The 13373-nt window shown below is 61.8% G+C and carries 9 protein-coding genes; 4 read left to right on the top strand and 5 right to left on the bottom strand.

The features are described 5' to 3' along the window. Positions 1-314 precede the first annotated feature (314 nt). Positions 315-1751, top strand: coding sequence for a helix-turn-helix transcriptional regulator (locus F8C90_RS06120; RefSeq protein ID WP_158049569.1), 1437 nt, complete (start codon positions 315-317; stop codon positions 1749-1751). 240 nt (positions 1752-1991) lie between these two features. After that, on the top strand, positions 1992-2885 hold the full coding sequence (locus tag F8C90_RS06125) for a DUF4013 domain-containing protein (protein ID WP_158049570.1): 894 nt from the start codon (positions 1992-1994) through the stop codon (positions 2883-2885). Between the two features lie 66 nt (positions 2886-2951). Here the strand turns inward: F8C90_RS06125 and F8C90_RS06130 are convergent, their stop codons facing one another. The 4 genes from F8C90_RS06130 to F8C90_RS06145 all read right to left on the bottom strand — a co-directional run bounded on the left by F8C90_RS06130 (position 2952) and on the right by F8C90_RS06145 (position 6906). Further along, a complete protein-coding gene (locus F8C90_RS06130; RefSeq protein ID WP_158049571.1) occupies positions 2952-4865 on the bottom strand; it encodes a heavy metal translocating P-type ATPase in 1914 nt (637 codons plus the stop codon). Positions 4866-4931: 66 nt separating this feature from the next. Further along, on the bottom strand, positions 4932-5150 hold the full coding sequence (locus tag F8C90_RS06135) for a cation transporter (RefSeq protein ID WP_158049572.1): 219 nt from the start codon (positions 5148-5150) through the stop codon (positions 4932-4934). Positions 5151-5204: 54 nt separating this feature from the next. Next, entirely contained in the window at positions 5205-5489 is a 285-nt protein-coding gene (locus tag F8C90_RS06140; protein WP_158049620.1) for an ArsR/SmtB family transcription factor, read from the bottom strand. A 418-nt stretch (positions 5490-5907) separates the two neighbouring features. Continuing rightward, positions 5908-6906 carry a helix-turn-helix domain-containing protein gene (locus tag F8C90_RS06145; protein WP_158049573.1) on the bottom strand — a complete coding sequence of 333 codons (999 nt, stop codon included), beginning with the start codon at positions 6904-6906 and terminating at the stop codon, positions 5908-5910. A 120-nt stretch (positions 6907-7026) separates the two neighbouring features. Between F8C90_RS06145 and F8C90_RS06150 the strand changes: the two genes are divergently transcribed. Both F8C90_RS06150 and F8C90_RS06155 read left to right on the top strand, forming a co-directional pair. Then, a complete protein-coding gene (locus F8C90_RS06150; protein WP_170264572.1) occupies positions 7027-8871 on the top strand; it encodes an ABC transporter ATP-binding protein in 1845 nt (614 codons plus the stop codon). Next, positions 8872-10629: an ABC transporter ATP-binding protein gene (locus tag F8C90_RS06155; RefSeq protein ID WP_158049574.1), complete on the top strand. Its 1758-nt coding sequence runs from the start codon at positions 8872-8874 to the stop codon at positions 10627-10629. 74 nt (positions 10630-10703) lie between these two features. On the opposite strand, the gene F8C90_RS06160 is transcribed toward F8C90_RS06155, so the two are convergent. Then, entirely contained in the window at positions 10704-13370 is a 2667-nt protein-coding gene (locus F8C90_RS06160; protein ID WP_158049575.1) for an ABC transporter permease, read from the bottom strand. Positions 13371-13373: the final 3 nt, after the last annotated feature.

Here is a 13373-nt window from a genome sequence, read left to right on the forward strand (position 1 = left end):
TCTCCGAGAACGTTCGCGCGTGGTCCTGCTCATACATAATCAAGTTTGCCTTGACAGGCATCAGGCGGGAAGGTTCGTCTATGCGAACCAGGCGTTCTTGCAAACCTCTGAGCTGGCGGTATTCAGAAATAGGAAAATGACGGGAAGTGGGTGCGGCTTGACTCGGGGTTCTCATAGACTTATAGGAAGCTAATGAGTATCTCCGACGATCGAGGCGCCAGTTGCGGATAGCATCCCCGTCCTTCCTCGATATTCGCTCGCCATTGGTATAATGGGGAAGCAGTTTTCAACTATCGCCTCGCGCACAGGAGCTCATGACCGCCAGCCTCAAAACACATGCTTGGGAATTGATGGCGCTTGCCCTGTTCTACTTCGTCTTTCTCGGCGGTGAGTACTTCTTCGATGCGACGCTCGCCAGCTTCATGTCCCCGGCCGATGTCGTTTTGAACCAGGGCATGATACTCGGCGCGAGCGCTGTGGGCTTTTGCTGTTTCGAGCCTTTTTCCCGAACGCCGCGAAGGGTGCGTTTGAGTTGCTCGATTGCGTCTATGGTTGTGGGATTTGGCGGCATCGCTGTCCTATTCGCCCAGCCTAGCCTGCTGTTGATGCAGGTCATCGGTGTGATTTGCTTCTATTTGCTGGGAGTCTTGGGAGGAGCTGTCCATTGGGCGGCGTCTCGCAAGATTGCGGGGTTCGATCATGCCGCGTTGCTGGTTGGGATTGCCTACGCCGCGGGAATCGCCATGCAGTTCGTCGCCAACGCGGCGTTCTCGGATCGCCTTGCGGCATCGATCGCCCTCGCCGTCGGCGCGGCTGCGCTCTTTGCGGTTTGCCGCCGATGCTTTGCGAGCGGATGCTGCGACGGTGCGACCCAGGCCACGGATGAGCCGATGTCAAGCGGGCGGGATGCTCATAGCGATCTGGGCGGGAAAAACGCGCCGAACGCGTTAGGCGCGCGAGCGACTTGCCCAAGCGCTTCCCTTCGGGGCGCCCTCTGGCTTTCGGTAATCGTGGCGCTCGTCTCGCTCATGTTCGTAACGCTCGACAACATCGTTACGCTCGCGGACGCCGGTGGGGATCTTGACGTGGGAAGCTGGCCAAGGCTTCTCCTTGCGGTAAGCGCCATCGCGGCTGGTGCGCTATTCGATATACGGCAGCGCCGCTATATGAACTTCATCATGTTCTGCGTGCTTCTGCTCTCGACCATCGCCATCTTGGCGGCTGAAACGAGCGGCGGCCTGTTCTGGGGACTTGTCCTGTTCTACCTCGCTTCCGGCTTCTTCGTCACCTATTTCACGGCGAGTTTCATGCTTATGGCGCCGAAAACGCGGCGGCCTGCCCTGTGGGCGGGAATGGGCCGCGCGATCAACAACGCTTGCGCTTTCGTGATAGTCGCGCCTTCCCTCGCCCTTATCCAGACGGGGGGCCTCATCCTCATGATCGCGGTCTGCATAGTTTTGTTCGTGGCGATTATCGTTGTGTTTTTCGCGTCGGGGGCATTTCGCTTGGACGCGGCGCTTGAAGAGGAGGCGCGTTCTGCGGTCGACCTGGCGGCGTTCGTGGAGGAATACGGCTTGACGCCGCGCGAGGCCGAGGTGCTTGTTCTTGTCACCGCCGACGAGCGGGCTCTCAAGGAAATTGCATCCGAAATGGATATCTCACTCCGCATGCTGCAAAAACACCTAACTTCCATCTACAAGAAGACCGATACGCAAACACGAGCCGGCCTGACGAAGAAGTTCCTGACATAGCTTTTGCTCGCAGTTGTCTTCGGTATCGAAAAAGAGGCGGCGAGGCGAGCCTGATCTGGCGGCTGCCGTTTCCCCTTGATGTCCCTCGCGCCTTTCTTCGAGGCTTCTCCTTCGATTGCATCGGGGAGATGGCGGCGATGCGCTTTCTGTTGCGCCTCTCTCGGTTACGCCCTGGTAACGGGCGCGCGGCTTTGTCATGCCGATGTCCTATAGTGGGACCGACCGAGAAAGGAGCAACCGATGCAGCGAGGGTATTTCAAGATGGCATGGAGCGACATCACGCAGTCGCCGCATTGGGTGACGCGCATTCTCCTTTTGGCGCTTTTATCCTTCATCCCCGTGTTCGGTTGGATTGTGATCGCGGGCTATCTGTGGGGATGGGCGCGCGATATGGCGTGGGGCGTGCACGCCCCGCTTCCTGAAAGAATCTTCGAGAACGCCGATGGGACGCTGTATTCGCGAGGTTTCTTTGCGGCAGTGATCGCTGTGGTGTGCGCTGTGGTGATGAGCGTGCTCCAGAGCGCGGGTGGCCTGATTTCGTCGGGAAGTTTCGCTGGTTCGGCGTTCGTCTGGGGAGACATCCACTCGATTTACCAGACGGTTGCGCCCCTCGGCTTGGTGTCGGGGCTTTTGTCGTTGTTCTCGTTTGCCGTGCTGTGCGCGGTTTCGTTCATCGTCACCCTGTTCAAGTGGGTCGGCACGATGCGGATGTCGATTTACGGACGCCTCTCTGCGGGCTTCCAGGTTTCGCGAATTTGGGCGATGATGCGCCACGATTTCAAGGGAATCCTTCGCATACTCGGCATGTGGCTGATCGTCTCGTTCGTCGTGGGCGTCGCCATTGCCCTTGCGATCTCCGTCGTGATCTTCGCTGGCATCCTCTGCGTGTCGTTTTTCGCGAACATGGGGGCTTCTGCGAGCGACGCCTCGTTCTTGCTCATCGTGGCGGCAGCGATGATTTTGATACTGGTCGCTTTGGCGATCGCTCTGCTCGCAGCGTTTCTCGGCGTGCTGGCCTGCGCCCTCGCCATACGTGCAGTGGGGCACTGGACTTGCCAGTTCGATGTTGCGAACTGGCGCGGGCAGGACGACCCGATGCCGTTCGAGCTCAAGGGCGCTCAGACTAAGGGATAACTTTGCAGGCGCGGGATGCCCCCGAGGGTACCCGCGCCTGGTTGAGTTGCTGAACTGCTTTGGTTCCTAAATGTTCTTCACGCTCATGCAGCGCATCGCGTTCAGGATGGCGATGATAGCGACGCCCACGTCGGCGAACACGGCGAGCCACATGTTGGCGATGCCGAGCGCAGCCAAGATGAGCACGATGAGCTTCACTCCCAGTGCGAAGATGATGTTCTGCCAGGCGATGCCCATTGTCTTGCGCGCGATGCGAATGGCGCGTGCGATATTGGAAGGCTTGTCGTCCATGAGCACGATGTCGGCGGCCTCGATGGCGGCATCCGAGCCCATCGCCCCCATGGCGATGCCGATATCGGCGCGCGTGAGCACCGGCGCGTCGTTGATGCCGTCGCCCACGAACGCAAGCGTGCCCTTGCTCGATGTGCCGCTGATGAGCCGCTCGACTTCCTCGACCTTGTTCTGCGGGAGAAGCGAGGCGCGGTATTCGTCGATTCCGAGCTTCTCGGCGACGGCGCGCGCAACGTCGTCGCGGTCGCCGGTGAGCATGACGGTACGCTTCACTCCGGCCGCCTTCAAGCTTGCGATGGCCTCCGCGGCGTCGTCTTTCACGACGTCGGCGATGACGATGTGGCCGATGTAGGAACCGTCGAGTGAGACATGCAGGATGGTTCCCGTAAGCTCGCACTCGTGCCAGGCGACGTTGTCGGCCATCATGAGCTTCTCGTTGCCAACGGCGATGATGTGCTCGTCGACCTGGGCGCGAACGCCATGCCCGCTTTCTTCCTTGACGTCTTTGATGCGCGCGCGGTCGATTTCGCCCGCGTAGGCGGCCTTCACCGACAATGCGATGGGATGGTCGGAGTACGTCTCGGCATATGCGGCGAAGGAAAGGACGAGATCGGGATCGACGTCCGCCTCCGCATGGACGGCGACAACGTTGAAGGTGCCGTTGGTGAGCGTGCCCGTCTTGTCGAAGACGACGGTCTCGGCCTTGGCGAGGGTCTCAAGGTAGTTAGCGCCCTTCACAAGGATGCCGCACTTCGAGGCGCCGCCGATGCCGCCGAAAAACGACAGCGGTACGGAGATAACGAGCGCGCAGGGGCAGCTCACGACAAGGAAGGTGAGCCCGCGCAAGATCCAATCCGACCAGGCGCCCGCGCCGAGAAGCGGCGGGACCACGGCGAGAATCAACGCCACGATGACGACGATCGGCGTGTAGTAGCGGGCGAATCGCGTGATGAAGTTCTCGGTGCGCGCCTTCTTCTCCGAGGCGTTTTCGACAAGCTCAAGGATGCGGCTGACCGTCGATTCGCCGAAGGGCTTCGTCGTGCGGATGGTGAGCACACCAGTCAAGTTCACGCAGCCGGAGAATACCTCGGCGCTCTCCTCGACGACGCGCGGGACGGCCTCGCCGGTGAGTGCCGCGGTGTCGAGCTGGGACGCGCCTTTCACGATGACGCCATCGATGGGGATGCGCTCGCCCGCCTTCACGACGATCTCGTCGCCGACTTCCACCTCGTCAGGGTCGACCTCGATAAGCTCGCCGTCCTGCATGATGTTCGCGTAGTCGGGCGCGATGTCCATCATATCGGCGATGGACTTGCGGCTTTTGCCGACGGCGTAGCTTTGGAATAGCTCGCCCACCTGGTAGAACAACATAACCGCGGCACCTTCTGCCATGTGCGGCCCCGTTTCAGGGAAAAACACCATGGCGAACGCGCCGACGGTCGCGATGGTCATGAGGAGGTTCTCGTCGAAGACCTGGCCGTGGCCGATGTTCTTGACGGCTTTGATGACGACGTCGTAGCCGGCGATGAGGTAGGGGATGAGGAAGAGCGCGAACTCGAGGTAGACGGCGTTCGTCTCGCTGCCGAGCCACGCGCCAAGCGGGAGGAACTCCGTTGCCGCGAAGACAATGAAGAAGATGACGAGCGCGATGATGATGCGGCTGCGCCACTTGATCTGCTTTTTGTTCATGGGTGATGGGCCTCTCGGTGTGGAGCTGCTTTGAAAGCGAGCGGGTCTGCTGCTTGGCTGCGCGAGCTAGCGGACGATGTTGCAGTCGGGTTCGAACTTGTGGATGGTTTTCTGCGCCTCGTCGAGGATTTCGTCGAAACGGGCATCGTCGGCTACGAGTGTCATCTTCTGCATCATGAAGTTGACGGTGCACTTCTCGACGCCGGGCATCTTGCTGATGGCGTCCTGCATCTTGGCGGCGCAATTGGCGCAATCGAGGTCTTCGAGCTTGAACGACTTACGCATGGGGGGAGTCCTTTCCTTGGGGTTTATGTGAGCCGAAATTAGGTCGGTTCCTTATTATTCGCAGATGTGCGTCATGCCCTGGGCGAGCATGGTGTAGACGTGGCTGTCGGAAAGCGAGTAGATGACGTTTTTGCCGTCGCGCTGGAATTTCACGAGGCGGGCTTGCTTCAGCGTGCGCAGCTGATGCGACACGGCGCTTTGCGTGGCGCCGACGATTTCGGCGATGTCCGCGACGCAGCGGTTGTGCCCCATGAGCGCATAGAGGATTTTGATGCGCGTGGTGTCGGCGAACACCTTGAACAGATCGGCCAGGTCGTAGAGGAGCTCTTCGTCGGGCATCTCGTCGAACAGGCAGGATGTCTCCTCGCGATTGCAACCGCAGGGGCAGGCTGCTTCGGACGGGGAGGGCGTGTTTGCGCGAGTCGTTTCCTCAGAGTTCGCGCTAGGTACGTTTGCCGCGTTCACGATAGACTCCGCCTCTTGCACGATGTGGCTGGGGCTTTCCGTCATGATGGATCCTTTCGCAACTTCTGTTTGCTCATTCATGTAAACATATGAGCAACTGTTCATAAGTATAGGAATGCCGCTCGCTCTGTCAAGGGGAGCGCGGCAAAACCTATGTGCTTTTTTGAGAGGGCAATGCGAGCGTTTGAGGGCAAGGCGAACGGCGGGGGTCGGTTTCTGGCAAGTTGGGGCTTTTTCGGTCGCGGGGCCAAAAGCGCGTTCGGTTCCCCGAGAAGTTTTCTGTCGTCGCGGTTTAGGGCTTTGCGGCGCGCCATGCAGTGGGCGAGAGCCCCATCTCCTGTTTGAAGGCTTGGGCGAAGGCGGCTTGCTGCGGATAACCAAGGCGTTCGGCGATTTGCCCCACGGGAAGCGAGCTGCCGGCGAGTAGATCGCATGCCCGCTCAGTGCGTCGCCTGCGTACATAGGCTCCTATGGATTCGCCCGTTTCGGCTTTGAAGGCGGCGCAGAGCTTTGACCGACTCGTGTACAGGCGATCGGCGAGCTCGTCGACGCCCATACGCTTGCCTGCGTCAAGAGCGCGTTCTACGGTTGCGGCTACCTCTTTGGCGATATCGGTGCTTGCCCGCGTGCCAGCTGCCTGTCGAGCCTGTTCGCAGGCCGCGTGCGAACAGGCGAGTTCGGCGACCATCGTCTCCACAATGCCTTGCATATATACCTGTCCGCCCACCGCGCGGGCGCGCTCCTCGCTGAGCCGACGAAGCGTACGGCAGATGGCAGATGCCGCTTCCTCGTGCCACGGCTCGGCGAACGCTTCGAAGAGCCGTGCGAACTCAGTGGGATAGCGACTCTCTAGCTCGTTGAAAAACCCAGGCAAGAAGAGCACGGAACGCGAGTGATAGAGCTGTCCCGCGAAGAGCGGACTCTGCTCTTCGCCGCAATTGTCCTGAATAAAGCTGCACATCGCGCTGTTCGGCCATGGGCCGCGCAGCGGTTTGAGGTTCGCGGGCGTGATGCCTGCGTCGGGCATGCATGCGAGCGTCGACCCGCTGATTTCGCTTACGCAGGCGTAGGGCTCGGGGGTGTATTCCGTAAGGTGCATGTCATGCGTGGGGGTGATGAAGTGCTCCATCACAAGGCAGGTGGGGGAGATGGGCATGATCCATGCTCGGCCGTTCGCTCGGTCGTTCGCCACTTCACCCGTGAAGGTGGGTCCCTTGCTTCTCAGCTCAAGGCCGAACTGCTCGAACTGCGGTGCGTAAAGCTCAGTTATGTCGGTAGGCGACCGTGACATTTGCGAAAGTGTCCCTTTTCTTTACGAAATCGTCCAACTCTGCCCCCATGATGAACCGAGGCTAACATCTGAATGATAAGTTTATTCAGGTTAACTATCAAGCCATTAGAAAGGATTTACATGGCTAAGGAGAAGAAGGAGAAGAAAAAGGAAGGTGGGGGCATCGGCGAGCTCCTTGCGTACGCTGGTAATCGGAAGTTCCTCACGTACCTGGGGATGGGTTTGTCGACGGTGTCTCAGCTCTTAAGTTTCGGCCCCTACGTATGTATCTGGTTTGTGGCTCGCGACCTCATCGCCGCGGCGCCCAACTGGAGCGAGGCTACGGACATCGCGGTTTACGGCTGGTGGGCCGTAGGCTTTGCCCTGGCGAGCATCGTGGTCTACTTCGCGGGTCTTATGTGCACGCATCTGGCGGCGTTTCGCTGCGCGTCCAACATCCGCAAGGCCACGAGCGAGCACCTGCTCAAGCTGCCGCTCGGCTACTTCGACACGCACGCTACCGGCGAGCTGCGCCGCATCGTGGACGGTTGCGCCGCCTCGACCGAGACGCTGCTTGCGCACATGCTGCCCGACATCTCGGGTGCGGCGGCCATGGTTGCAGGCCTGCTCGTGTTGCTCTTTGCCTTCGATTGGCGTTTGGGCGCGGCATGCCTCATCTCGGTTGTCATCTCGTTTGGTGCCATGGCGACCATGATGAGCGGCAAGGGCGGTGAGTTCATGAAGGCCTATATGGGCGCGCTGGTGCGTATGAACAAAACCGGCACCGAGTACGTGCGCGGCATCCCCGTGGTTAAGGTGTTCCAGCAGACGGTCCACTCGTTCAAGGCGTTTCACGACGCCATCGTCGACTACGCGCGCATGGCGCAGGACTACGCCGGCACGTTCTGCCGGGCGCCTCAGGTCGCGAACCTTACGGCCCTGAACGGCCTCGTGGCGTTCTTCTTGCCCGTGGCGCTGCTGCTTGCCCCTGGGGAGTCGGATTTTGCCCGGTTCGTGGCCAACTTCGCGTTCTACTCGATCTTCTCGGCTGTGGTGCCCACCGCGATGACCAAGCTCATGTTCGTGGGCGAGGCCTCGCAGATGAGCGCCGACTCACTGGATCGCATCAGGAGCGTCATGGAGATCGAGCCCCTCGCCGTTTCGACTGCGCCCAAGCACCCGTCGGGAAACAGCGTGCGCTTCGACGACGTGAGCTTCACCTACGAGGGCGCCGAGGTCCCCGCCGTTGACCACGTGAGCTTCGACGTCCCCGCCGGCACCACGCTTGCGCTCGTCGGCCCCTCGGGCGGTGGCAAGTCCACGTGCGCCTCGCTCATCCCGCGCTTCTGGGACGCGACTTCGGGCCGCGTTCTCGTGGGCGGCGTCGACGTGCGCGACATTAACCCGCACGAGCTCATGGATCACGTCGCCTTCGTGTTCCAGACAAACAAGCTTTTCCACCAGACGCTCGCAGACAACGTGCGCGCCGCGCGGCCCGACGCCACGGATGCGGAGGTGCGCGAGGCCCTCGCCGCCGCCCAGTGCGACGACATCGTGGCGAAGCTGCCGCAGGGCATCGATACCATGCTCGGCGCCGGCGGAGCGTATCTTTCCGGTGGAGAGGTCCAGCGCGTGGCGCTCGCCCGCGCGATCCTCAAGGACGCACCCATCGTCGTGCTCGACGAGGCGACCGCCTTCGCCGATCCCGAGAACGAGGCCCTCATCCAACGCGCATTTTCGCGCCTGGCCGAGGGGCGTACGGTCATCATGATCGCCCACAGGCTCTCGACCGTCGTGGGCGCGGACAAGGTCGTGGTGCTCGACCAGGGTCGCGTTGCGGAGAGTGGCGTGCACAAGGCGCTTCTTGCCAAGGGCGGCCTCTACGCAAGGATGTGGGCCGACTACGAGCAAGCGGCCAGTTGGAAGATTTCCGCCGCGGTTGCTGATGCCGCCGCGGTCGCCGCCGCGAAGGGAGGCGAGGCCTAGATGTTCGCCTCATTCAAGAAGAAGTACTTCCTGTCCGATAAGGGCATTGCAGGTGCCAAGCGCGGCATCTTCTGGACTACGCTCACCAACCTCGTCGTCATGGCGGGCATGGGATTTCTGTTCCTGACCATGGCGGGTTTCATCGACCGTCTTACGACGGGCGCGGACCTGCCCTCCGTCCTTCCGATCGCGGGAGGGCTCGTGGTCTTTCTTGTGTTGCTCTTTGCCTCCAACTGGCAGCAGTACTACTACTGCTACTGCATTTTCTACGAGGAGTGTGGCAACCAACGCATCGACATCGCCGAGCGTCTGCGCAAGCTTCCTCTTTCGTTCTTCGGCCGTCGTGACCTCGCGGACCTCACCGAGACCATCATGGGCGACGTCCAAGCCATGGAGCATGCCTACAGTCACGTGCTGAGCGAGCTGTGGGGCGCCGTCATCGCGAGCGCCGTCGTGTTCGTGGGGTCGCTCTTCTTCTGCTGGCAGCTGGCCGTCGCGGCGTTTTGGAGCGTGCCCGTGGCGTTTGCCATCCTGTATCTCACCCGTGGTCCCATGACGCCGGTCTTCGACCGCATCCGTGCCGAGAAGGTTAGGGTCACCGAGGCCATCCAGGAGACCCTCGATTGCGTGCGCGAGGTCCGTGCCACCAACCAGGAAGCGCACTACCTGGCGGGCTTGAACGCCGTGATCGACCGCGAGGAGCGCGAGGTAACCCGCGGTGAGCTCGTCAACGGGCTTCTGGTCAACTCCGCTTTCGCCATTCTACGCCTGGGAATTGCCACCACGCTGGCCACGGGCGCCGCGATGGTCGTCTCCGGTCAGGTCGATTTCATGGTGATGTTCGCGTTCCTGCTTATGGTGAGCCGTATCTACGCGCCGTTTGATCAGGCCCTTATGCTCGTGTCGGAGCTGTTTGCCGCAGAGTCATCGGCCAAGCGCATGCGCTCCATCATGGAGGAGCCTGTGGCCCAAGGCAGCGAGGCGTTCGAGCCCGTGGGCCATGATGTGGTCTTTGATCACGTGGCGTTCAGCTACGGCGCAGGCGACGACGGGCGCGCTGGCGAGAAGGTCTTGACAGATGTGAGCTTCACCGCGAAGGAAGGGGAGGTCACGGCACTTGTTGGCCCATCCGGCTCGGGCAAATCGACGGTGAGCCGCTTGGCCGCCCGCTTCTGGGATACAACTGCGGGCACGGTTTCCGTGGGCGGCGTTGATGTTGCGAGCGTCGACCCCGAGGTCCTTCTGCGCGATTACGCGATCGTCTTCCAGGACGTGCTGCTCTTCGACGACACGGTGATGGGCAACATCCGCCTTGGCCGTCGCGACGCCACTGACGAGGAGGTCTTGGCCGCCGCACATGCCGCCAACTGCGATGAGTTCGTGAGCCGTATGCCGCAGGGCTACGACACCATGATCGGCGAGAACGGTTCCAAGCTCTCCGGCGGCGAGCGCCAGCGCATCTCCATTGCTCGTGCGCTGCTCAAGGACGCTCCCATTGTCCTTTTGGACGAGGCCACGGCGAGTCTGGACGTCGAGAACGAGACCGTGGTGCAGGAGGCGCTTTCCCGCCTGCTCGCGGGCAAGACCGTCATTGTGATCGCGCACCGCATGCGCACGGTCGAGAATGCGGACAAGATCGTGGTCCTGAGGGATGGCGTGGTCGCCGAGCAGGGAACGCCCGTCGAGCTCAAGGCGGCGGGCGGCGAGTTCGCTCATATGCTGTCCCTGCAGAAGGAGGCGGCGGCCTGGCGGTTGTAGGGTCGCCTCCCCCTGAAAACGACCCATGTGCGGGGGCGCCTCCTTTGAGGAAGACGCCCCTCGCACGCGGTTCTCTATTCCTGGACCTTCAGCGCCTCGGAGAGGCTCACGCGCTTGATGGAACGCGTGTGCAGGAGCGCCACGACGAGGTAGGTCGCGAACCCGATGCCTGCGCACTCGGCCATCGACCACCACGGCACGTAGATCTCGATGTTGCCGTTGTAGGAGAGCAGCATCGCGCGGAAGATTGCGGTGAGCGAGCCGATGATCACGGGCAGACTCAGCACGAGCGAGGCCGCCACGCACAGCGTGATCGAACGGATGTAGAGGCGCGAGATCTCGCCGTTGCGGTAGCCGAAGACCTTCATGTAGCTGATTGAACGGGCGCTGCGGTCGATGACGGCCTTGGTCAGCAGGTACATGAATAAGAGGAAGATGAACACGGCGAGTCCGACCATCATGCCGATCAGGCTGCTCATCATGTCGACGAACTGGTTACCGACGGCGCGCATGTCGTCGGGCGTGGTGTCGCCAGCGAAGTAGCGCGCGTCGAGCTCGAGCGTCTCGTTGCTCGCGTAGCCGTTGAAGTACGAGGCGTCGTTGCCGAAGAACTCGTTGAAGTCGCCGATGGCCATGTAGACGTTCATGTCCGACTTGGAGCCCCAGGCGGAGCCGTCGTCGGCGTACACGAGGGAGTAGTCCTTGTCCTCGTACTTGTCGTGGAAGTCGACCTGTTGCCCTTCTTTCCAGCCGAACTTGTCGAGAAGTCCGCGGCCGAAGACGACGCGGCCGTCGCCGACGTCGAGGTCTTTCCAGTAGCGCGAGTCGGGCGAGACGCCGTAGACGGTCACGGTTTCGGTGCCGTTGCCTTCGCCGCGGTCGTATTGCAGCTGGTAAATGGCGTACTTCTCAGCCTGTGCGACCTTCTCGGCGCCGTTGTCGGTGGTGTTTATGGGATGGATGTCGTCGTTGTCGGCGTCGATGTTGGAAGCTTCGTCGATAAGGTCGATCGCCTCGTCGCGGTCGCAGCCGAGGGCGCCCGCGATGTTGTCGAGGCGCGCGTAGAGGGCGTCCTTCTTGGCCTGGACCTCCTCGAGCGCGTCGCTTGCGGCCTGCATGTTAACGGCGTTAGGCGAGGTCGCGAGGGCGTCGGCCGCCGCCTGGGCCGCGTCGGCCGCGGCGTCGAGCTCGTCCTCGGCGTCCTCGGCGGCGGAAAGAAGGGCGCCGTCGACGGACTGCAGGCGGTCGAGCGCCGCCCACTGTTCGCGCTCCTCGGCGCTGCCCTCAAGCTCGAGCGGGGCCTTGAGCGTGTACTGGTGCTCCGCCACGAGGCTCGTCTCGAGGTTGTCGGCGTAGTGCGTCATCGTGGGGAGGATCGCCAGGCCAAAGAGCAAAAGCAGCGAGGCGAAGGCGATGCCCACGAAGAGCGTGGCGAAGTTGCCGAGGTTTCGCAGAAAGACGCGCAGGCGAAAGCGCGCGACGAAGCCCATGCGCTCGGGTAGCCGCAGGCCTCGCTTGGTGCCTGACTTTCCGCTGGCCTCGTGGCGCAAAAACTGCAGGGGCGTCTTGCCCATCTTGCGAAGAAGCCCCACGAGCGTGATGAGGATGAGCACGGCGGCGGGCACCACGGCACATTTGACGAAGATCTCCCAGCTCCAGTACACATGGAAAGGCGGCAGGCTGTAGGAGCCGTAGTAGAGGTTGCGCATGGGCTCGGTGAAGAAGGCGACGCCGAGTGCGCACCCCAAGCCCGCCGCGAGGATGCCCACGATGGCGGGAAGCGCGAGGTAGTGGAGGACGATCTCGCGCTTGCGGTAGCCGCTGGCGAGCAGCGTACCTATGACGGCGCTCTCTTCTTCGATGGTGGCGTTGGTGAGCACGACGAAGACGAAGGCCATGATCACGATGATGATGTCGAGCAGTGTCGTCCACATGGCGGAGTCGCCGTCCACGTCGTCGCGCGCGTAGCCGATGCCCTGGTTGGAGTCGGCGTCGATGAGGTCGTCCACGCGTGCGTCAGCGTCCGTTAAGGCCTTGACTATGTCCTCCTCGGCATCGGTGCGGTCGGCAACGGAGAAATCTCGGTCGTTGAAGACGAACGAGTAGGTGTAGGTGGGCGCGCCGCCGGCGTCCTCGAGGGCGGTAAAGCCGGCGTCGGTGACCTCGGCCACGCCATAAGTGATGGTATTTACCGTGAAATCGGAGTTGTTGGGAAAGAGGGCTTGGCTATCGGGTTGGGTCATGATTCCGCAGATGGTGTAGGTGCGGCTGCAGAGCTCGATTGTGTCGCCCACGGCGAGTCCGTTGTTCTTGGCAAAGACGCGGTCGATGGCGACTTCGTCGTCTTCTTGGGGCTCGGTACCTTCGCAGTAGGACGCGATATCGACCTCGGTGCGGTGGGCGTAGGTGCGCAGCGTGCGCTTGGTGCCGTCGTCGCCGACGGGCTTCTTTATGGTGGCGTCTATGGAGAAATTCCTGTAGAAGGTAGCGCCGCCGACGTCTTCCGTGGCGCCTTCGGCCGCGTCGATCTGGGCGTCGGTCGCCTCGAACGCCGTCACTATGCGGCCATCTTCGATGGTGTACTCATCGCGCATTTCGTCGATGATGCTGCCGATGGAGTGGGCGGCAAGCAGGAAGCCCGACGTGAGGGCAATTGCGCCGCACATGAGCAGGAAGATTCCCAAGTATTTGCCGATGTTGTGCTTGAGCTCGCGGGGGAGCCGTCTGGCCAGAGGAGTCATCGC

The sequence above is a fragment of the Ellagibacter isourolithinifaciens genome (genome assembly GCF_008831035.1).
Classification (GTDB): Bacteria; Actinomycetota; Coriobacteriia; order Coriobacteriales; family Eggerthellaceae; genus Ellagibacter; species Ellagibacter isourolithinifaciens.

Excerpts from the sequence above, each read along its gene's own strand:
- F8C90_RS06130 (WP_158049571.1), bottom strand. The coding sequence starts at position 4,865 with ATGAACAAAAAGCAGATCAAGTGGCGCAGCCGCATCATCATCGCGCTC.
- F8C90_RS06140 (WP_158049620.1), bottom strand. The coding sequence starts at position 5,489 with ATGCCCGACGAAGAGCTCCTCTACGACCTGGCCGATCTGTTCAAGGTG.
- F8C90_RS06135 (WP_158049572.1), bottom strand. The coding sequence starts at position 5,150 with ATGCGTAAGTCGTTCAAGCTCGAAGACCTCGATTGCGCCAATTGCGCC.
- F8C90_RS06155 (WP_158049574.1), top strand. The coding sequence starts at position 8,872 with ATGTTCGCCTCATTCAAGAAGAAGTACTTCCTGTCCGATAAGGGCATT.
- F8C90_RS06125 (WP_158049570.1), top strand. The coding sequence starts at position 1,992 with ATGCAGCGAGGGTATTTCAAGATGGCATGGAGCGACATCACGCAGTCG.
- F8C90_RS06120 (WP_158049569.1), top strand. The coding sequence starts at position 315 with ATGACCGCCAGCCTCAAAACACATGCTTGGGAATTGATGGCGCTTGCC.
- F8C90_RS06150 (WP_170264572.1), top strand. The coding sequence starts at position 7,027 with ATGGCTAAGGAGAAGAAGGAGAAGAAAAAGGAAGGTGGGGGCATCGGC.
- F8C90_RS06160 (WP_158049575.1), bottom strand. The coding sequence starts at position 13,370 with ATGACTCCTCTGGCCAGACGGCTCCCCCGCGAGCTCAAGCACAACATC.
- F8C90_RS06145 (WP_158049573.1), bottom strand. The coding sequence starts at position 6,906 with ATGTCACGGTCGCCTACCGACATAACTGAGCTTTACGCACCGCAGTTC.